The following is a 21,332-nucleotide window of genomic DNA, read 5'->3' on the forward strand; positions in this document are numbered from 1 at the left end:
AGACTATAACTATAACATAGACTTTATAAATATCATATTGACTAAGTCGCGTGATTTTGTAGATTCTGTATGGTGTAAGAGATAAAAATGCGTGAGATTAGGGGCTTTAAGCCTCACAAAGAGGCTTAAGGTGAAAGGATTAGATATTATCGATTTTGGCGATGAGTGCGTTAAAAGTCGCACTTGGGCGCATAATGGATTCTGCTTTTGCATCGTCCATTTTATAATATCCCCCTAAATCAACTGCATTGCCTTGAGTGTCATTAAATTCAGAGCGGATTTTTGACTCATTAGATTCTAATTCTTGTGCGATAGGTTTAAAGAATCCTGCAATTTGTGTATCTGTGTTTTGTTTTGCCAAAGCTGAAGCAAAATACATTGCAAGATAGAAATGGCTAGTGCGGTTATCATCTTCTTTGACTTTGCGTGAAGGAGCTTTGTTGTTATTAAGCCATTCACCAATCGCAGAATCAAGCGCATCAGCCAATACTTTTGCTTTTGTGTTGTTGTTTCTTTGTGCATAGAATTCAAGGCTTGCTTGTAAAGCCAAAAACTCGCCCAAACTATCCCAACGCAAGTGATTTTCGCTGACAAGCTGCTCGACTTGTTTTGGTGCGCTTCCTCCCGCGCCTGTTTCAAACATTGCTCCACCATTAAGCATTGGCACGACAGATAGCATTTTCGCACTTGTGCCAAGCTCTAAAATGGGGAATAGGTCTGTCAAATAATCACGCAATACATTTCCGGTGATAGAAATCACATCTTTGCCCGCACGAATAAGCTCTAAGGATTTCAAGCACGCTTCTTTAGGAGCGAGAATCTCAATGCTTTTACCTTTTTCTTTAAGTCGCGCATTGATTAAATCAATCATAATTTTATTGCTTGCTCTTTTGCTATCAAGCCAAAAAATTGCTTTGCTACCCGTCAAGTCTGCTCGTTCGATTCCTAAATCAATCCAATTTAATACTGCATCGTATTTTGCTTGATTAGCACGATAAATATCGCCTTTGGAAACTTTATGTTCTAAAAGTATTTTGTTATCACTATCGATGATTTTGAAAGTCCCTTTGCTTGGCGCGATAAAAGTTTTATCATGTGAGCCATATTCTTGTGCTTTTTTTGCCATTAAGCCGACATTTGCAACACTTCCAAGTTTGCTGGGTTCAAGTGTGCCATTTTTATGTAAATCTTCAATCACAGCTTCATAGATAGTCGCATAAGTCTTATCAGGAATCACTGCATTTGTATCGCATTCTTTGCCGTCCTTGTCCCATAATTTTGCGCCATTTTTAAGCATTGCAGGCATTGAAGCATCGACAATCACATCACTTGGCACATGTAAGTTTGTGATACCTTTATCGGAATTAACCATTGAAATTTTCGCTCCTTGCGAAAGGATTGTTTGATAAAGGCTAAGAATCTCATTCTTTTTAGGTGAAGATTCTATCTTACTCAAAAGCTCGGAAACGCCGTTATTTGGATTCACGCCAAGTTGATTTAATTCTTCGCCATATTTTTCAAAAATCTCTTTAAAAAACGCCTTGACTGCATAGCCAAAAAGCACAGGATCACTGACTTTCATCATTGTTGCCTTGAGGTGTAATGAGAAAAGAATATCTTGCTTTTTGCACAATGCGATTTGTTCTTCATAAAATGCACTAAGCTTTGCTACATCCATAAATGTCGCGTCTAAAATTTCATTTTGTTCGAGCTTTAAGTTTTCTTTGAGTGTGGTTGTCTTGCCATTTTCATCGGTAAATTCGATTTTGGCAGTGGTGGGTGAAGGGATCAAAACTGCTTTTTCGTTTTCAAAAAAGTCTCCTTCATTCATATAAGAGACGATAGTCTTAGAATCTGCGCTAAAGGGAACGACTCTGTAAGGATTCTTTTTTGCATATTCCTTGACAGCCTTTGTGGAGCGTCTGTCCGAATTGCCTTGTCGCAATACGGGATTCACAGCTGAACCTAACACCTTTTGGTATTTTTCTTTGATTGCTTTTTCTTGGTCATTTTGTGGTTCATCAGGGAAGTCAGGCACATTATAACCTTTTGCTTGCAATTCTTTGATAGTCGCTTTAAGCTGTGGGATAGATGCCGAAATGTTAGGCGTTTTAATCAAATTTGCTTCGGCTTTTTTGACAAGATCACCTAAAAGGCTTAAAGCATCTTCTACACGTTGTTCAGGCTTTAAAGATTCTGGGAATTGCGCTAGGACTCGCGCGGAGAGCGAAATATCTGAAGTTTCTACTTTGATTTGAGCATGTTTAAGGAATGCACGCGCAATGGGTAGAAAGGAGTAAGTCGCAAGAGCAGGGGATTCATCGGTTAAGGTATAAGTGATATTCATAAGTGTCCTTTGTAGTAAGATTTGCCAACTTAAAAGCAGATACTTTATGTGATGGCTTAGGTAATGTAAAGTATAGCAAAATAATGATATTTAACCTTATTTGGAAAAATAATTTTTAACTTTTATTGATTGATATTGTGATAATAGTAACATTCTTGAAGATTGATTGTTTTTCTGTGTTTTGTTTGATTGAAGAATTTACAGAATCTGTAATAATTTGTTGAACAATGTTTTATTGATGATTCGTAGAGATTCTTAAAGGTTATCGTTCTGGAAGTTTAAGGCTATTAAAGTAAGGATAATCTTTTACAGAACGCAATGTTTTGATGATTTTTTGATTCTCATCAGTTTGTTTTTTGACCTTAGAATCTGCAAGTTTATAGCTTTGTTTAAAGATGTCTTGCACAGCTTGTAAGTGCAGAGAAGTATTTTCAATCAGCCATTCTTCATCGTTAGGGCTAAAGCGAGAATCTTGTGGAGGCAGGACAATTCCCGTATCAATCAAGAAAATATAGCCAAGATTCTCAAGCAGATTGCCATTAAATTCAAGCACAGCATTATTTTTGAATATACTTTTATTATTGATTGCCGCTTTAAGTGTATTTTGAGTGATAAAAACTTCTAGCATTTGCGCTCCAAGCGGATTGGTTTGCATATAAATGTCATTTTGTAGTAAAAATAAAAACAGATAAGCTGCCTCTTTGTTTTCAAGTTTTAGGGCTTCATAAAGTGCGTTTAATGCTCGGACATTTAACCCACTTAGAGCAAAGTAAGTGTAGGCATTGATAAAATCATTTGCGTTTTTGGTTTTTAATCCTTGACATAATGCACTCTCCCCTAGAATTGCATACGAATCAAGTTCGTTAAAAGCGCGTAGATGTTTGGTCGCTTCGGTGGTGGAGAGTGTATCATTGGCTTTATCATGATTTGATGCTTGTTTAAGGCTGAAAAGATGATTTTCTAAAAAGCCAAAATCCCTCCGAAATAAGTTTTCACATTCTTTACAAATAATTGATTTATTTTTTTGAGCAATCATTTGTCCGCGCATTTGGAGGATAAATAGGTTTGCCGATGGAGATTTATCATACATTTTAGTAAGCTTAGAAAGGCTGGGCGGTGTTTTAGTAGGGTTTGCCTGAAGTTCCTTAATCGTTTGAATTACGATAGGCAAAGCGGCATCTTTGGAGGGTATATTTTTCAAGTTTGGGATTTTGCATTGCAGTTTGCTCTGTGGTGCAAGAGGTGTAACAATGAGATATTTAAAATCTTTGCTATAAAGATAGGGAGATACTAGGCAAAAGCATAAGGCATATTTTAAAAGATGTTTGATGCTTAAATATTTCATTAATCCCCCTTGATTTTGTAAAAAATTTAAGAATCTTTCATTATATCAAAACTATTTTAATGTGATGGTTGTGCCTTGCTCGTTAAGAATATGAAGAAATCTTGACAGCAAGTGTAATGCTATCAAGAGAAAAGAATTTTACTTTAAGGTTTCTTAATCAAATAGCGGATTGTAGCTCCCATTTGCTCCACACCCAAAACCTCATAGCCATGATTTCTCGCATCAATGGGGATATTATTAATGCTTTGTGGGCAATCACTTAATACTTCGAGAATCTCGCCCTTTTTAAGTTCAGGCAAAACCTCTAAAGTCCGAATTGCAGGATATGGGCAAGGCTCACCTTGCAAGTCTAGTCTAAAGTTTGGGATAATTTCCTTGAGTTCCATTTTCTTCTCCTTATGCGCGTTCAAATCGTTTATTTTTGGCAAAATATCGTCTCTCAATCCATAAGACAAACGCCAAAAAGCCAAAGAGTAAGACATAGCTTACCACCAATCCACCATAATTGCCAAAAGATTCTAAAAGGTTGATTCTGGGGAAGCTCGTCGCAAGTGGCTCGGCATAATAATCCCAAGTCGCTGCTAGAAGTGTCGAGCCAATCACATTTCCAAGCCCAACAATCCAATAATGCACTTGTCCCTCTACCGCGCGATACATCCAACCGCATTCGCACCCTCCAGCAATCACGATTCCAAAGCCAAAGAGTAATCCACCAATTACTGCATTAGGTGCAGCCCACATAATCTTAGGTGGCATTCCCAACATAATATAGCTGAAAACACCAATAGTTGAAACCATCATTCCTACAATCACTGCTTGTGCCATATAGCCGCGTCCCGTGATAAATAAATCTCTAAAGGCTGAAGTGAAGCAGATTTGTGCGCGTGAGATTGTGAATCCAAACCCTACGCCAAACACGACAGCAATTGCCAACACGGGAATCTTCTTGCCCTCTGGAATCGTGCCATAAGCCATAAGGTAGCCCACCCACACAGCAATAGCAAGAAGCACCAAAATACCGAGCATAAAAAGCATATTTGCTCTATTTCCATTGTGTGTGATTTGTTTTTGCGTATCGACTTTTATGAGTTTCGTATGCGAGCGAAAAATCGGTAAAAAGACGACTTTTGTCCCAAGCCAAACACCTACCAAAGTCATAATGGTAAAAAACCATGCGTGCAAGCTAAATTGTGGAATCCCGGTAAAAAAGCTTGCGAGATTGCAACCCATACCGATTCTTGCTCCAAAACCTGCAATGATTCCGCCGATAAGAGCTTGGGCGATTCTGATATTGCTTTGAGGCAGACGAAATTTGATGTTATTTGCCATTGCAGCTGCGGCAAATGCTCCCGCAAACATTCCAATAATCATCACACCATCGACCCTATCCAAAGGCGTGCCTTGTAGTCCTAATATTTTGAAATACCCCCAAGTGCTTGTATCCACACCTAAGAGATTCATAATATGTCCGCCCCAGCGCGTAAATTCGCCCGTTACCGCCCAATAAGTCCCTGTCAAACCAAAATAATAAGCTGCCATCACGCCCAATGCAATAATTGCAGGCATGGGAGACCAAAATTTGACCAAATATTTTTGTTTAAAAGAATCAAACATACGAAGATTCCTTGCAATGATTAAGATATTTAGACTTGCTAGATAATTGAAGTTAATAAAGTCTAATGTGATGCTTTATCCTAAAGCCTTTGTTTGAAGAGGGCATATTCTATGATAAAAATACTTAAGGCAAGTTTTAATTACAACCTTATTAGAGTGGAATATTTTTTGCTCATTCTTTTTAGAAAAATATAGAAGATAAGGAGATCGCAAATGGAGAGAAAATCAAGAGCTAAAATATACTTGATGTTGTTTGCTCTGGTATTGTTGGCAGCTTTGGGAGGGGTGTATTATTATATTGTTGAGTTTTCACATTCTTCTCTTGAGGAAGTCAGCGCAAAGATCGAATCTACCTTGATAAATCAAAAAAATGTCGTGCAACAATCAGAGATTGATTCTAAAGATGAGCAGATTAAACTCCTTAAGGCTCAAACAAAAGCCCTTAAAGATGAGCAAAATAGTCTTCCTGCAAAACTTCGTTATTCTATCAAGCCTAAAGAAAAAATCGTAGCTGCGTGTCATACGATGAAAATCGGGCGATGGGGAATGCCTAAGAATTGTCAAGATGAATTGATTGATGGAATCTTTAGCATCACCAAAGAAGACAATAAAATCGTTGCATTTGAAGTTTCTGGTATCGTGGATAATCTCCCTTATGGTGGATTCAGTCCAGAGCTTAAGCAAGAAGGTTTGGCAAGTTTTCGTGCAAGAGAAGCGATTTGGGTTGTGGGTAAAAAAATGCCCAATGTAGCTGTTTTTGAGGGATTAAGCCAGCAACAAGCCTATAAGCGGGGATTTGTTGTGCGTGCGTATTATGTCGAACAATAAAGATTGAGCAATAAAAAACGATGAAAAATACTCCTATCCGAAAAGTCGGTATTATCTTACGCCCTTCTACCCCCAGCCTCAAAGATGTTTTTTTACAGACACGAGAATCTTTTGCTAAACATCGCATCGAAGTTTTGCTCGATAGTATTAGCGGAGGAATGATTGGGCTTTTGGGGACAGATTTTAAGACAATGGCAAAAGAATGCGATGCGCTTGTGTCTTTGGGCGGTGATGGCACATTGATTTCAATGGTGAGACGAGCTTTTGAGTATCAATTACCTTGTATGGGCATTAACACCGGTCGGTTGGGATTCTTAACTGCTCTTATGCCTCAAGATATTGAATCTTTTATCCCTTGTTTGTGTAATGGCACTTATGATGTGAAGCAGCATCTTGTCTTGGAAGCAGTCATTCATAGCGCAAAAGGAAGACAAAGAACATTGATTGCACTGAATGAATTTTTGATTTCAAAGCACGAATTGTGTGGAATGGTAGATATTTATGCCAAAATCGACAATGTCCCTTTTAATACTTATACTTGCGATGGTTTGATTATCGGCACACCCACAGGCTCTACCGCATACAATATTAGCGCGGGAGGTTCGGTAATCTATCCTTATTGTCGCAATATTTTGCTGACACCTATTGCGCCTCATTCTCTCACACAACGCCCATTAGTGCTTAGTGATGAGTTTGTGCTAGAATTTCATGTGAAAGAACAGGCAAAATTGGTGATTGATGGACAAGAAAATATTGATATAATACCGACAGATAAAATCTGTATTCGTGCATTATCACAAAGTGCTTTGCTAATCTATCCTCCTACACGAGATTTTTTTAGCGTTTTGAGAGAAAAATTTAAGTGGGGGGAAGCATAAATTTTTCTTATTTTTAAAGGTAGTCAATGATTAAAAGAATCTTGGTGCATCGCTCTCCGGCTTTTGAAGATATTGAGCTGTATATGCAAAATGGTTTTAATGTTTTTAGTGGAGCAAGCGGAAGCGGAAAATCTGTCTTTATGGAATCTTTATTAGCGATTTTTGGTATCAAAGAAAGCAATGCAGATTTAATTGAGGCAAATATTGATTTAGAATCTATTGATATTGATTGGGCTGAATATGGGATTCCTCAAGAAGATGATGAGATTGTTTTGAGTATCTTAAAGAAAGACAAAACGCGTTATTTTATCAACCACACTTCAAGCTCCAAAAAGAAGCTCAATGAGATTGTTTCGGGTTTTGCAAGACATATTAGTATCAAGGGTGCAGAGGAGCTAAAACCCAGAAATTTACTTCAGATTTTTGATGATTTTGTTTGCACAAAAATCCCCTCACATCGCACACTTTTGGAAACTTTTAGAGGAGATTTTCGCACACTTGAAGAAATTAAAGAGAATCTTGCGACTTTAGAATCTCAAGAACAAAACATCGCCCAACTTAAAGAATTTGCGACTTTTGAGATTCAAAAAATTGAGGCAATCAATCCCAAAGAGGGAGAATACGAACATTTACTTGAATTAAAAAAAATGCTCTCCAAGCAAGAAAAAATCAAAGAAATGATAGGACAAGTTCATCAAGCCCTTGAGATGACACCCATTTTTGAGAACTTTTTAAATCTTGTAGATAAACAATGCCCTTCACTTGCGGAGGGGTTAGTCGAGTTTGAAGCATTGCTTGAGCGTGAAGAAGAGACTTTAAATGATTTAGATGAGGTTAATCCCGAAGAGATTCTAAACAAGCTTTCTTCCCTCGCGGAGCTTAATCGGCGATTTGGTGGTATCAAAGAAGCTTTAGAATATGTCAAAGAACAAAAGCAAAAACTTCAAGATTATGAGAATCTGACCTTTGATAAGCAAAATCTCCAGAAGCAAATCGCTACGCTTTCGCAAAAATGTCAAGAAAATGCAAATATTTTGCATCAAAATCGTGAGCAATGCAGAGAAGCATTTAATGAAAAATTGAATGCTTTTGCTTTGGAGCTAAGGCTAAATCCTTCTCAAACGCTTATCAACAAAAGGGCGATGAATGAGCAAGGTGAGAGTGAATGCCAAATCACACTCGGACAAAGTGGCATTGAAGTGCTTTCATCAGGAGAATATAATCGTTTGCGATTAGCGATTATGTGTATTGAGGCGGAATTAAGCGATAAAAAAGGTATCCTTGTGCTTGATGAGATTGATGCGAATCTTAGCGGAGAAGAGAGTGAAGGGGTGGCGAAGATTCTCAAACGCCTTTCGCAAAGCTATCAAATTTTTGCGATTTCTCATCAAACCCATATGCCTTCTTTAGCGGATTGGCATTATTTGGTGCAAAAAAATGGCGAAAAAAGCAAGATTATCAAGCTTGATTATCAAGGGCGAGTTCAAGAAATTGCGCGGATTATCAGTGGAGCAAATGTTACCCCCCAAGCATTGGAATTTGCAAAGGGATATTTAGCCCAAAATGGCATTGAATCGTGAGTGAGATTCGGCGAGATTTTAGATAATGAATCTCTCTTTGCTCAAAGGCATCGCATCGTATTTGCGAGACTTTAAGAAACTCTCCTATTTTAAGCGCATCAAAAGCAATCTTTTTGTGGGCGAATTTGACAAACACAGAATCTATTTTGATTTGACAAAAGGGCAGAGTGATATTTTTATGTGCGAGGGTGAGATTCTAAGCACACATATTTTCCAAGCTCCCTTTGATTTAAAACTTGCTCAATATTGCACAAACGCACAAATCCAAGAAGTGAATGTTGATGGCAATAATCGGATTCTGATTTTTAGCTGTGTGCGTATGGAGAGTTATAAGCAGATGCACTTTAAGCTTGTCCTTGAATGCACAGGCAAACATACCAATGCGATTTTGCTTGATGAAAAAACTTGCGTGATAGAGGCATTGCGACATATTAGCGAAATGAAAAGTTCGCGTGAAGTGAAAGTGGGTAAGATTCTTTTACCCTTGCCACAACCCACACATTTAAAGCCTCAAGAATCTATCCCTAGCTCTTGTGAGATTCCCTCAATTCTTTTAGAGCATTACCATTTATATGCTACTAAAAATATGCAGCTTAAGCGCGAAAATGTCCTTAGAAGTCTGCAATCTAAATGCAACGCATTGAAGCAAAAGCGAGATTCTCTACCCTCTGAAGAATATTTTATTAATCAATCTTCTCTTTTAGCCCAATGGGGAAAAGTGCTGTTTGCTTCGCTGTATTTATTGCCAACGACAAAAATCACAAGCCCGACATTGGTATTAAAAGATTTTGACAATCAGCCCATAGAGATTGCTCTTCCTTCTCAAGCAAGGGATTTAAAAGAGGCTGGGAATCTGTTTTTCGCTCAAAGTAAAAAGTTTCACAAAAAGGCACAAAGTCTTTTTATCCAAAGGGAGAATCTCCAAAATAAAATTGATTTTTTAGAAGCACAAATCGTATGTGTGCAAAATGTAGAGAATCTCGATGATTTGGAGATTTTTTCTTCTTATTCTTCTCGTAAAGATTCTAAAGTGCGTGATTCTTCGTCTCATCAGACTTCGTGTGAATGTTTTTTTATCGAGGGTTTTAAGGTCTCAATCGGTAAAAATGCTAGAGATAATCAAAGGCTTTTAGAATCTGCAAAAGCTGATGATATGTGGCTGCATATCCGTGATGTGCCAAGTGCGCATTTAATCATTCATTGCGGTAAAAGAAAACTCAAAGATTCTATTGTGCAAAAATGCGGTGAAATACTCACAAAACTTTATGCGAGTAAAAAAGGAGGGGGTGATTTTGTGGTGGATTACACACAAAGACGCTTTGTGAAAGTCTCACAAAATGCCAATGTCGTGTATTCTAAGCATCAAAGCTTGCATTATCGTGTGTGAATAAAGGTTTTTCGGATTAAGATTTAAATAATGATTCCAAAGCGTCAATACCCTTTTTCTCTGTCGATGCTTCGTCTGTGGAGGGTTGTTCTGTTGATGCGGATTGCAATTCGTGTAGCTCAATCTCGTATCCGCACAGCATACTTGCAAGGCGCACATTGACGCCATTTTTGCCTATAGCTTTGCTTTTTTGGTCGGGTTTGATTTGCACGATTGCTTTTGCTCGCTCACTTTCTGTATCTTGAATTTTTATGCTTGCAATATGCGCAGGAGTGAGGGATTTTGCAATAAAAATTTCGGGTGTAGAGTGATACTGCACACAATCAATATTTTCATTATGAAGCTCTTTGCTCACCGCATTAATCCGCACACCTTTTACGCCGACACAGCAGCCGATAGGATCGATTCTCTCGCTTGTTGAATACACCGCTACTTTGGCTCTATCTCCGGGGATTCTCGCGCATTTATGAATGATTACCTCACCATCTTTAATCTCCGGCACTTCCATAGCAAGGAGCTCTTCAAGAAATTTTGGAGTTGTGCGTGATAGTTCGACATAAAGCCCTCCACGATTGATATTGACATACTTAAGTATCGCTCGCACGGTATCACCGACTTTAAAACTCTCACCTTTAATGCGGCTTTTTTGTGGCAAAATAGCACGGATACTTTCAATCTCAATAAAAGTATTGCCTTCTGCATCAATACTCACGACTTGTCCATTAACGATTTTTCCTATTTGTGCGCGGAAATTTTCTAAAATTTGTGTTTCGATTGACCTTTGCAGGTTGTATTCGAGATTCAAAAAGAGTTTATTGATTGCTCCTCGACTCATTGAGTCAAGACTGATTTCACGATCGATTTCATCGCCTACGCTCACTTCGCCAATTTGTTTGGCTTGAGAGAGTGATATGCTTTTACCTTCTTCGATTTCTTCACCATCAGCACATACTTTGATACGATGATAAAGTTTAAGTGTGCGTTCTTTAGAATCTTGTTCGATAAAATAATCATAATGTGGATTGATTTCTTCTCGAGCAATCTTGATAATACCCTCTTTTACAATATTGAAAACAACTTGTGAATCTAAACCTTTTTCATAAGCAATCAGCTCAATAATATCTAAAATCTTTTCCATGATATTCCTTTTTACATCTTTCGAATCGTTTGGGGTCGCCTTACTAGGGAGGGCAGTTGATTAAGAAGAGTGTTATTATAATAAAAAATTGCTTAAAGTTTTAAAAATTAGCACATTTTGGCTATAATGATAAGCTTAAAGCCTTAAATTTGCCATCAAAGGACAATAAATGGAACTAAAACTTGCCAAACAAAGTTTAAATAACGCTAAATCCAAAGCATCGCATACGAAAATGACTTTAGAAGAGATTTTGAATAAGGCTCAAGAGGGTCAGCATATTTTTTATTTTGATAAGGAAAATACGCATAAAGATATGCAAAAAGCTAAGACATTTTTTGAGAAAGCAAAACACAGTGTGCATTTAAATGAAGTGCGATATGGGCTTGATGAAAGCAGCTATATTTATGAGCTTCATATCATTTAGGTTATTTTAAAATTGTGAATTTATTGAGAATCTAAGAAATTATCCTCCAATGAAGCTTTTTATCCAAACACTAGGTTGTGCAATGAATGAACGGGATTCTGCACATATTATTGCTGAATTACAACACAAAAAACACTATACTTTGACTGATAATGCCAAAGAGGCTGATTTGATTTTGATTAATACTTGTTCGGTGCGACAGAAGCCTGAACAAAAGCTTTTTTCGGAAATCGGACAATTTGCTAAAGAGAAAAAACAAGGTGCAAAAATCGGCATTTGTGGTTGCACGGCAAGTCATTTGGGAAGTGAGATTATTAAAAAAGCACCGAGCGTAGATTTTGTGCTTGGTGCGCGCAATGTGTCTAAAATCACCGAAGTCATCGAGCGTCCTAAGGCAGTGGAAGTTGATATTGACTATGATGACAGCACTTATGTGTTTCAATCTCCGCAAACAATGGGTATCAAAGCAATGTTAAATATCTCAATTGGTTGTGATAAGCAATGCAGTTATTGCATCGTCCCTTTTACACGCGGAAAAGAGATTTCAATCCCACAAGATATGTTAATCAAAGAGGCAAGAAAGCTTGTGGCAAATGGCATAAAAGAGCTTTTGCTCTTAGGGCAAAATGTCAATCACTATGGCGTGCGATTTTCGCACACTCACCCCAAGACAAACTTCACGCAGTTATTGCGTGAGATAAGTAAGATTGAGGGTCTGCAGAGAATCCGTTTTACTTCACCGCACCCGCTACATATGGACGATGAGTTTCTTGAGGAGTTCGCGTGCAATCCAAAGATTTCCAAATCGATACATATCCCTCTTCAAAGCGGCTCTACGCGGATTCTTAAAATGATGGCAAGAGGTTATAGTAAAGAATGGTATTTGGACAGAATCGCTAAGCTTAAATCGCTTGTGCCAGATGTCGGGATTGGCACGGATATTATTGTGGGTTTTCCCACAGAAAGTGATCAAGATTTTGAAGACACAATGGAAGTGCTTTCAATCGTTGAATTTGATACGCTTTATAGCTTTGTGTATTCGCCTCGTCCGCACACGCGTGCCTTTGAATATGATAAATCTATGTTGGTTGATGCGCGTGTTGCTAAGGAGCGTTTGGCGAGATTACAGAATGCACATAAACAGATTCTGACGCGAAAAGCTCAAGCAGAGATTGGGAATCTCCATAGCGTGTTGATTGAAAATCATAAAGATTCTGATGGTGAGTGTTGGAGTGAAGGGCGCAGTGATACTAATAAACTGATCAGAATCATCGGAGAAAAAGCACCCATAGGATCAATATGTCAAGTAAGAGTAGTAAAAAATGACGGAGGGAGCTTGTTTGGAGAGATTATAGATTCTTGCGATAAGGAGGAAAAATGATTTCACGCGAAAAAAAACGAAAAATTTTGCTTTGCATCGTTCCCCCATTGGCTTATATCGCTTTGTGGATTCTGTATCTTTGCACAAGACATCGTTTTTATATCAGCCCCGATATTGAAAAACACAATTTTGTAGGCTGCTTTTGGCATGGTGAGTTTTTGATGCTTCCTTTTTTGTATCGCCAACTTGTGAAGCGTATGCCAAAAGAGCGCAATAAAGGATTTTTTATCATTTCTTCTCAACATTTTGACGGCGAGATAATGGTGCATTTATATCGTTATTTTGGACTGCAAACACTTCGTGGCTCAACTTCTAAGGGTGGATTAAGGGTTTTGATTGAATCAATAAAACTACTCAAAGAAGGCTATGATATGGGTATTACGCCAGATGGACCAAAAGGACCTTATCATTCTATTGCCGATGGCGTTGTCGCGATGAGTCAAAAAGCTCAAAAGCACATCGTCCCTATGCGAGTAGAATGTTCGCACTATTGGGAACTTAGCACTTGGGATAAATTCAAGATTCCCAAGCCTTTTTCTACGATTTCTTTTTATGCAGACGATGGTTTTATGATTGATTCTCATACAGACATAGAAGAAGCCAAGCAACAAGTGCTTCAAAAAATGGAAAAGGAACACTAAATGCTTGCTTCTTGTATGAGACTTTATCGAAGTTTTGCTAGAATAATAAAACTTCATTGTAAGGATATGTTTTGCTGAAATTTTTACTCAGACCATTTTTTTCAACGGTTCTTATCGGTGTGAATTTGGACGCTAAGATATGTGCCTTAAAAATTGTCGTGATGAAGAATAAGACTATTAAAAGCTCCCTCACAAAAGAATTTAAAATCGTTGATAAAGAATTGCCTGTAGAAGCAGCAAAACTCATCGCAAGCTATAAACGCAGACATCCTTTCACTTATTTGAGTGCGATAAGTAAAACTTATAATCAAGGTTTGGCGCATTGCTCCAAAAAAACAGATTTGCTTAAATTTGGCGTGAATGCAAAAACTTCTAAAATCATTGAGATGCCTCACAATTGGCTTTTTTATATTCAGCAGCTTGCCGTTGATGAAAATCGTGTGAAGTTTATTCGTGCCTTGGGGCTGGATTATTTGTTTTCGCCTTTTATTTTGGTGTATGAAAATGTCAAAAAAACTCTGACAAAAGAAATGCAATTATTTGTCTTGCAAGAGCGGGGAAGTATTACGCTTTTTGTCGCAGATGAACAGAGCGTTTATTTTGGCGGATTTTTTATGATGGAGAGCGGACTAGATAGTAGCGGGGAAGATCAAAATACGATGATGGAAGTGCATTCGTTGAAAGAAATGAAAGACCTAGATACCGTGATTGGCTCGATTGATGAATTAAATGAAATCGGTGAATTGGAAGATTTAGATGAGGATTTGATTCGCAAAGAGTTTATGCCCGAAGAAATAGATTCTCAAAAAGCACAAGAGGCAGAAATTTCGCATCTCGAAGAATTAAGGGATTTGGCTCGTGCGTCAAACGCAACGGAGATTCTGAAACATTCTATCAGTGAATTTTATAGCAACGAAGTTTATAGTGCGCGTTTCATCGAGAAAATCGTTATTTTGGATACTTATGGTATCACAGAGCAAGCCATTGAGCATATTCGTGGGAATCTAATGTTGGATATAGAGATAAGGAGTTTGTCTATCCCCGATGCACTTATTGAGCTTGCTAAGGCTGAAATGAAAGACAATCAAGGATAAAATAATGGCTTATAGTTTTATACGTCCAAAGCCCAAATCTATATTCAAACGCGTTACAAAAATTTGGACAGGATATATTATTTTAGCTGTATTGTTTATTTTTGCGTATGAGAAGATTCTTGAAATTCAGATTATTAACAGAATCAACGAACAAACCTCTGTCGAAGAAAATGTAGAAAGTATCAAGTTGAAAGTGATTGTCGTGAAAGACTATATCGAACGATTGGATTATGAAATCAAATTGGGCGAGACGATACAAACACAAAATGAAATGCTTAAAGATGCTGTGGCTAATCTCTTTAAACTTATTCCTCATCAAATCACTGCAAATAGTATGGAGCTCAATTACAATCGTTTGGTGATAAAAGGCTTGACACCTTCCAAAGAAGTGTATAAGTTTCTCCTTGAAGCTCCACTTAGAGCTATTTTTACTGAAACGCGGGTAGAATTTTATCCTTTGATGAGCGGCTGGTTTAATTTCGTTTCGGTGAGTAAGGCTAATCCGATTCTTAAACCTATCAATACTCAAGATAAGGACAAAAACAATGAATAATGATTTTAATGCTGATTTTGTTATTCGCAATTTGATTTTATTCTTAGTTTTTGTGATTGTTTGTGTTTTTTGCACGACCACTTTTCTTTTACCCAAAGTTGAAGAATATAAAAAACAAGCCCTTCGCACAAAGGAATCAAAAATTGTCTTTAACCGTATCAATCAAGATTATCAAGCTATTGAAGCAGAATTAAAGAATCTTGTAGTGCAAAAATACACATTTCTTGCAAATCTTTATAATGTGGCTGATGAAGAGAAGATTCAGACTTATTTGCAAGATTTTTTTACACATGTAGAGGTCAAAAAACTCTCTACCTCTTCAGAGCAGCAAATTGCCGATACTTATTATCAAGTCGTTGGATACGCGCCAAGCACACAAGATATACAGGATTTTATTTTGTTTGCTAATAAAATGCCTTATTTCGTGCGAGTGGATTTGCCGCTAAAAATGGAGTTTGATGAAAAAAGCAAGCAAATTTATTTTGTAATGGTTTTGAATCTGAAAAATTCTCTCTATCAAGAGCATCAAATTATCCTTGATAATGGGCTTCGATTTGATCGTTTTAAGCCTTAAAGCTTGAAAATAATGCACCAATCCGTCCTTCAAAAGCAAATAGTCGAAGTTTTTAAGTATATAGATTCTATTGACTTTGTTGATTTGAATGAAAATCCAATCGTGGTTGATTGCACATTGGGTTATGGTGGGCATAGTCTTGCCCTTTTAGAATCTTATCCTCATATTCATATTTATGCTTTTGACAGAGATGAATATGCCTTATCTTTGGCATCAAAACGTTTAGAATCTTATCGCAATCGCATTCATCTTTTTCATCAACCCTTTTCGCATATTTTTTCACATTTATCCGCGCAAGTTTGTTCGCGTATCAAGGGAATTATCGCTGATATTGGCGTGAGCTCAATGCAGCTTGATGAGGTTGCAAGAGGTTTTAGTTTTAATAGCCCTTTGCTTGATATGCGAATGGATACCCAACAGAATCTGACTGCTGCGCACATTGTAAATACTTATTCCTCTCACGCTTTAGAGAATCTTTTCAGGTCTTATGGAGAGTTTAAGGAGAGTAAAAAGCTTGCTCAATTGATTGTAGAGAGACGCAAAAGAGAACCTTTCCAGTCGTGTTTTGATTTAAGTTCTTTTGTCGAGCAACATTTTAGGCGTCAAGGTTTGCACCCAGCGACTTTGGTTTTTCAGGCATTGCGTATTGAAGTCAATGATGAATTGGGTGAGCTGCAAAAGCTCTTAGATTCTTTATCACAGACTTATGATAAAGGATATTTGCGAGGTGCGCGTGTGGGGATTATTTCTTTTCATTCACTTGAGGATCGTTTGGTGAAGCAAAATTTTAAACAATGGAGTAAGTCATGTATTTGCCCACAAGAGACTTACAAGTGTGAATGTGGGAATCATCACGAAAAAGGATATATCCTCACTAAAAAGCCTATTGTTCCAGATTCTGATGAAATCACTCATAATAAACGCGCTAGAAGTGCGAAATTAAGGGTATTTGAATACAGGAATGATTAAAATTATATTAAATTAATGTGAGGCATTTTTATGCAGGAATATCAAGATATTATCGATAATCGTGTAAGTGAAGAAGAGAAGCAAGATCTTTACGCTCAAGAATCCTCTACTTATTCGGGTTTAAATGCACATAATTTATGGGTAGCTTTAGGGATTTTGGCAGGAATTTTATTTTTTTCTGTGCCAAAAATTTACCTTTCTAGCACGATTTATTATAAAAGTAGAGAAATTTCTAGTTTGCAAACGCAATACGATATGCTTTTGGACGAAAACAAACGACTAAAACACGAGCTAGAAGATTTGCGATATGAGTTTTTAATCCAATAATTTTTCCAAATTTAATTAAGAACATTTCTCATTATTTTGTATTTGATATAATATTAAAGACACACTAAAGATAAAGGAATAGCAATGAGTTTTACCCATTTGCACTTGCACACCGAGTATTCTCTTCTTGATGGGGCTAATAAAATTAAGCTTCTTGCAAGTCGTATCCGCGAGTTAGGAATGCAATCTGTGGCAATCACTGATCATGGCAATATGTTTGGTGCGCTTGATTTTTATGTAACAATGAAAGAAGAAGGGCTAAATCCTATCATTGGTATTGAGGCTTATTTGCATAATTGTGATGATTTGAATGATAAATCAACCAAACAACGTTTTCACCTCTGTCTTTATGCAAAAAATGAGACAGGCTATAAGAATCTGATGTATCTTTCTTCACAAGCTTATATCAATGGCTTTTACTATTATCCGCGTATTAATAAAAAGCTTTTGCGTGAGCGAAGAGAGGGCTTAGTATGTTCGTCGGCGTGTTTGCAAGGAGAGGTTAATTGGCAACTCAATACGAACAATCCTCGCAATATTGCATTTGGGGCGAAAGGCTATGAAGTCGCTAAAGAAGTCGCAATGGAATATCGAGATATTTTTGGAGAGGATTTTTATCTTGAGATTATGCGACATGGCATCGCCGACCAGCTTTTTATTGATGAGCAGATTCTAAGACTTGGCAAAGAGCTTGGAATCAAGGTGATTGCTACCAATGATACACATTATACCTTTCAAAAAGATGCGAGCGCACAAGAAGTCGCAATGTGTGTCGCAATGGGTAAAACACTTAATAGCAAAGATAGGCTAAAACATTCTGTGAAAGAATTTTATGTCAAATCTCCCGAGCAAATGCAAAAACTTTTTGTAGATATTCCTGAAGTGCTTGAAAATACGCAAGAAATCGCACAAAAATGCCAACTTAATCTCGCATTGAAAAATATAGAGATTAAAAACAAGCATACCGGAGAGGTTATTTTAAAAAATTCTCCTGCCACACCCCCGACTTTTAAAAATACCAAGCTTTATGCTAAAGATGAGAATCTCCCACAGATTCTAAATATTGAGCTTGATGCGATTGATGATAGTGTTTATTTTACCTACAAATGCACAGAGGGATTAAAAAAACGGCTAGAAAATATCCCACCAGAGCGACATAGTCTTTACCAGCAACGATTAAAGCGTGAAATTGATGTGATTATCTCAATGAAGTTTCCGGGTTATATGCTGATAGTTTGGGATTTTGTCAATTTTGCTAAAAAAGAGGGTATTCCTGTGGGTCCGGGTCGTGGCTCTGCTGCGGGTAGCTTGGTCGCTTATGCGTTGAATATTACAGATATTGATCCTCTCAAATACGATTTGCTTTTTGAACGATTTTTGAATCCTGAACGCGTGAGTATGCCTGATATTGATATGGATTTTTGCCAACGCAGACGAGGCGAAATGATAGAATATGTCGCAAATACTTATGGTAAATATAATGTCGCGCAAGTGATTACTTTTGGTTCTTTGTTGGCAAAAGGTGTGATTCGTGATGTCGCACGCGTGCTAGATATGCCTTATAATGAAGCCGATGCGTTTGCTAAACTCATTCCAGCCGAGCTTGGCATTACGCTTATAAAGCATAAGGGTAAAGATGGAAAAGAAAAAGATGGTGCATGGGAAAAAGAACCGAGAATCCAAGAATTGGTAGAAAAAAGTCCGCTTGCAAAACAAGTGTGGGATTATGCTGTTTTGCTTGAGGGATTGAAGCGCAATGCAGGAACACACGCCGCAGCAATTGTGATTGATTCTCAAGAAGAGCTTTGGAATAAAGTGCCACTTTATACGAATGATAAGATGCAAGGTGTCGCAACGCAATATTCAATGGGTTGGCTAGAACCTGTAGATTTGATTAAATTTGACTTTTTAGGATTAAAGACGCTTACCGTGATTGATGATGCAATCAAGCTGATTAAGCGAAGATATGGGGTAGAGATTAATTTTAGTATTATGGATATGGAAGATTCTAAAGTGTATGAGACGATTCAAAGTGGCGATACTTTGGGTTTATTCCAAATTGAATCTAGCGGTATGCAAAGTCTTAGTAAAAAGCTTAAGCCCACGACTTTTGAAGATATTATCGCGATGCTTGCCCTCTATCGTCCCGGTCCAATGGAATCAGGTATGCTTGATGACTTTATTAATCGTAAGCATGGTATAGAATCTATCGTCTATCCTTTTGATATATTAGAATCTATCCTTAAGCCTACTTATGGGGTGATTGTTTATCAAGAACAAGTGATGCAAATCGTGCAAACAATCGGTGGATTTTCACTTGGTGGAGCGGATTTGGTGCGCCGTGCTATGGGAAAGAAAAAGCTTGATGAGATGATTCGACTGAAAAAAGAATTTGCCGATGGCGCACAAAAACAAGGATACGACAGAAGCAAAGCAGAGGATTTATGGGAGCTTATTGTCAAGTTTGCAGGTTATGGATTCAATAAATCACACTCCGCTGCTTATGCAATGGTTACTTATCAAACTGCCTATTTGAAGACTTATTACAAATACGAATTTATGGCAGCAATGCTTACAAGTGAGACAAGCAAAACAGAATCAATTGCAAAATATATTGAAGAAGTGAAGGCTCTTCATATTGATATTGTCCCGCCTCATGTTAATATTTCTGAAAACGATTTTGGTGTGGGAGAATTTAATGGCGTAAAGAAAATCATTTTTGGATTGAGTGCGATTAAGGGCATGGGAGATTTACCTATTGAAAACATTATAGAAGAGAGAGAAAAAAATGGGGCGTATCAGAATCTTGAAGATTTTGTCGCGCGCGTAGATTTTAGCAAACTTTCTAAACGAACACTTGAGCCATTAATCAAGTCAGGAGCTTTGGATAATCTCGGCTATTCACGCAAAAGTATGCTTGAGCATATTGATGAATTATGCGAAGAGGGAAGAGGAAAAATTAAAGCTCAAGAGTTGATTAATAATTCCTTATTTAGCAGTGAAGATGTGGGGATAAATGTCCGCATACAGATTGAGGATAAAGGCGAGTATGATATTAAAACATTGTTAGATTATGAATACGAGTGTATGGGGATTTATATATCAGGACACCCACTTGATGATTTTAAAGATGAAATCAAGAAAATCAAAGGCGTTGTGAAAACAATTGAGCTTGAAAATCTCCAAATAGGCTCAATGTGTATGCTTGTAGGGAAGGTTTTGGATATTAAACGCAAGATCAGCAAAAAAAGCGGTAAGCCTTTTGGGAATATCGAATTTTTGGATTATGGCGGAAAAGTAGATTTTATGGTATTTGAAAAACATTTAGAGATTCTAGAAGAGGTGGATAATTCTTTGCCTATCGCACTTAAATGTAAAGTCGAAGAACGTGAGGATAATGCCAATTTTCGCATTATGGAAGTATTATCTTTGCAAGATGCAGCAAAACAAAATGTAAAGCCTAAATACAAACCTCAAAATGAAGAAGAATCCGCGATCATTCCTATTGATATGCGTCCTAAAGAAATTGATACTTGTGCGCCTTTATGTGTGGTGCTTGATCCTTATAATCTACAAGAAGGCATACTTGAAAAACTCAAAGTCAAGGCAGAAGAAATGAAGGGCGAAAGAGAATTGCATGTGAGAATCAAGTCTCAAAATTATACTTTTGTCAGCGGAGTGAAAGTCAGCTCAAAAATCAAAGAAGCCCTCAAAGAACTTGAATGGCAAGAATAAAGTTTGATAATGTTTTACTAACTTTTGTTAGAATCTACAGAATCTGTTTCAAAATTGATGAAAGATAAGGAGTAGTGATGCGTATGAAGAATTTGTGTTTGGTTATAGTAGGTATATTTGCCATAGGTTGTGGTAATGCACAAGATTTGCAAAGTCAGATTGCACACAGATGGATGCTTTCTTCACTTGATAATGCAGGGAAACAAATTAATGTGGCGATGTCAGAACATACTGCATATGTGGATTTTGATGCAAATCGAGGATTAAATGGCAATGCTGGGTGCAATGGGTTTTTTGGCGATTACACGCTTAAGAATAATAAGCTTCATTTTGTCGGTGTCGGTATGACAAGAATGCTTTGTGCTCCAGAAAGTATGGCTGTGGAAGATACTTTGGTGCAGCTTTTTGCTGATGGCACAAGTGATGTCTTGATTCAGAGTAATCAGCTTATCATCACACGAGGCTCTATTAAGGCGATTTTTCACCGATAGAATCTTTAGATAAACTTTTGGCATAC

Annotated in this window: 19 protein-coding genes; 14 read left to right on the forward strand and 5 right to left on the reverse strand. The window is 37.4% G+C overall.

Features of this window, described 5'->3' with window-relative positions; all coding sequences use genetic code 11:
• Positions 1 to 139 precede the first annotated feature (139 nt).
• The 4 genes from LS68_RS05500 to yedE all read right to left on the reverse strand — a co-directional run bounded on the left by LS68_RS05500 (position 140) and on the right by yedE (position 5,306).
• Positions 140 to 2,347 carry an NADP-dependent isocitrate dehydrogenase gene (locus LS68_RS05500; protein WP_034372962.1) on the reverse strand — a complete coding sequence of 736 codons (2,208 nt, stop codon included), beginning with the start codon at positions 2,345 to 2,347 and terminating at the stop codon, positions 140 to 142.
• Between the two features lie 262 nt (positions 2,348 to 2,609).
• A complete protein-coding gene (locus LS68_RS05505) occupies positions 2,610 to 3,692 on the reverse strand; it encodes a hypothetical protein (protein WP_034372959.1) in 1,083 nt (360 codons plus the stop codon).
• Between the two features lie 143 nt (positions 3,693 to 3,835).
• Positions 3,836 to 4,063 (reverse strand): sulfurtransferase-like selenium metabolism protein YedF, encoded by a 228-nt coding sequence (gene yedF, locus LS68_RS05510; protein WP_347232422.1) that lies wholly within the window; start codon positions 4,061 to 4,063, stop codon positions 3,836 to 3,838.
• 25 nt (positions 4,064 to 4,088) lie between these two features.
• Positions 4,089 to 5,306, reverse strand: coding sequence for a selenium metabolism membrane protein YedE/FdhT (yedE, locus tag LS68_RS05515; RefSeq protein ID WP_034372953.1), 1,218 nt, complete (start codon positions 5,304 to 5,306; stop codon positions 4,089 to 4,091).
• 213 nt (positions 5,307 to 5,519) lie between these two features.
• Between yedE and LS68_RS05520 the strand changes: the two genes are divergently transcribed.
• Genes LS68_RS05520 through LS68_RS05535 form a run of 4 tightly spaced genes read left to right on the forward strand, consistent with a single transcriptional unit; the run spans position 5,520 to position 9,979 of the window.
• A complete protein-coding gene (locus LS68_RS05520) occupies positions 5,520 to 6,134 on the forward strand; it encodes a hypothetical protein (RefSeq protein ID WP_034372950.1) in 615 nt (204 codons plus the stop codon).
• Between the two features lie 20 nt (positions 6,135 to 6,154).
• Positions 6,155 to 7,012, forward strand: a complete 858-nt coding sequence (locus LS68_RS05525; protein ID WP_034372947.1) for an NAD(+)/NADH kinase — start codon at positions 6,155 to 6,157, stop codon at positions 7,010 to 7,012.
• A 26-nt stretch (positions 7,013 to 7,038) separates the two neighbouring features.
• Entirely contained in the window at positions 7,039 to 8,592 is a 1,554-nt protein-coding gene (locus LS68_RS05530) for an AAA family ATPase (RefSeq protein ID WP_034372946.1), read from the forward strand.
• A gap of 25 nt (positions 8,593 to 8,617) precedes the next feature.
• A complete protein-coding gene (locus LS68_RS05535) occupies positions 8,618 to 9,979 on the forward strand; it encodes an NFACT family protein (protein WP_034372943.1) in 1,362 nt (453 codons plus the stop codon).
• Between the two features lie 16 nt (positions 9,980 to 9,995).
• Here LS68_RS05535 and nusA read toward each other — a convergent pair whose 3' ends face one another.
• A complete protein-coding gene (gene nusA / locus LS68_RS05540) occupies positions 9,996 to 11,117 on the reverse strand; it encodes a transcription termination factor NusA (protein WP_034372940.1) in 1,122 nt (373 codons plus the stop codon).
• Between the two features lie 169 nt (positions 11,118 to 11,286).
• Here nusA and LS68_RS05545 point away from each other — a divergent pair, with 169 nt between their 5' ends.
• The 10 genes from LS68_RS05545 (at position 11,287) to LS68_RS05590 (ending at position 21,306) form a co-directional block, all read left to right on the forward strand.
• Positions 11,287 to 11,541: an HP0268 family nuclease gene (locus LS68_RS05545; RefSeq protein ID WP_034372937.1), complete on the forward strand. Its 255-nt coding sequence runs from the start codon at positions 11,287 to 11,289 to the stop codon at positions 11,539 to 11,541.
• Positions 11,542 to 11,590: 49 nt separating this feature from the next.
• A complete protein-coding gene (gene miaB / locus LS68_RS05550; protein WP_081950961.1) occupies positions 11,591 to 12,922 on the forward strand; it encodes a tRNA (N6-isopentenyl adenosine(37)-C2)-methylthiotransferase MiaB in 1,332 nt (443 codons plus the stop codon).
• Entirely contained in the window at positions 12,919 to 13,563 is a 645-nt protein-coding gene (locus LS68_RS05555; protein WP_034372931.1) for a lysophospholipid acyltransferase family protein, read from the forward strand. Before miaB ends, LS68_RS05555 begins: the two co-directional genes overlap by 4 nt.
• A 71-nt stretch (positions 13,564 to 13,634) precedes the next feature.
• Complete coding sequence (locus LS68_RS05560; protein ID WP_034372929.1) at positions 13,635 to 14,657, forward strand: hypothetical protein; 1,023 nt, start codon at positions 13,635 to 13,637, stop codon at positions 14,655 to 14,657.
• Between the two features lie 4 nt (positions 14,658 to 14,661).
• The gene (locus tag LS68_RS05565) at positions 14,662 to 15,210 is read left to right on the forward strand and encodes a hypothetical protein (RefSeq protein WP_034372927.1); all 549 of its coding nucleotides are present in this window, start codon (positions 14,662 to 14,664) and stop codon (positions 15,208 to 15,210) included.
• The gene (locus LS68_RS05570) at positions 15,203 to 15,784 is read left to right on the forward strand and encodes a hypothetical protein (protein ID WP_034372925.1); all 582 of its coding nucleotides are present in this window, start codon (positions 15,203 to 15,205) and stop codon (positions 15,782 to 15,784) included. Before LS68_RS05565 ends, LS68_RS05570 begins: the two co-directional genes overlap by 8 nt.
• A gap of 12 nt (positions 15,785 to 15,796) precedes the next feature.
• On the forward strand, positions 15,797 to 16,753 hold the full coding sequence (gene rsmH / locus LS68_RS05575) for a 16S rRNA (cytosine(1402)-N(4))-methyltransferase RsmH (RefSeq protein WP_081950960.1): 957 nt from the start codon (positions 15,797 to 15,799) through the stop codon (positions 16,751 to 16,753).
• Between the two features lie 30 nt (positions 16,754 to 16,783).
• The gene (locus tag LS68_RS05580) at positions 16,784 to 17,080 is read left to right on the forward strand and encodes a hypothetical protein (RefSeq protein WP_034372921.1); all 297 of its coding nucleotides are present in this window, start codon (positions 16,784 to 16,786) and stop codon (positions 17,078 to 17,080) included.
• A gap of 84 nt (positions 17,081 to 17,164) precedes the next feature.
• Positions 17,165 to 20,815: a DNA polymerase III subunit alpha gene (gene dnaE, locus LS68_RS05585; RefSeq protein ID WP_138091194.1), complete on the forward strand. Its 3,651-nt coding sequence runs from the start codon at positions 17,165 to 17,167 to the stop codon at positions 20,813 to 20,815.
• Between the two features lie 77 nt (positions 20,816 to 20,892).
• Positions 20,893 to 21,306 carry an META domain-containing protein gene (locus LS68_RS05590; RefSeq protein WP_034372918.1) on the forward strand — a complete coding sequence of 138 codons (414 nt, stop codon included), beginning with the start codon at positions 20,893 to 20,895 and terminating at the stop codon, positions 21,304 to 21,306.
• Positions 21,307 to 21,332 lie beyond the last annotated feature (26 nt).

Source organism: Helicobacter sp. MIT 05-5293 (assembly GCF_000765665.2).
In the GTDB taxonomy this organism is placed as follows: Bacteria; Campylobacterota; Campylobacteria; order Campylobacterales; family Helicobacteraceae; genus Helicobacter_C.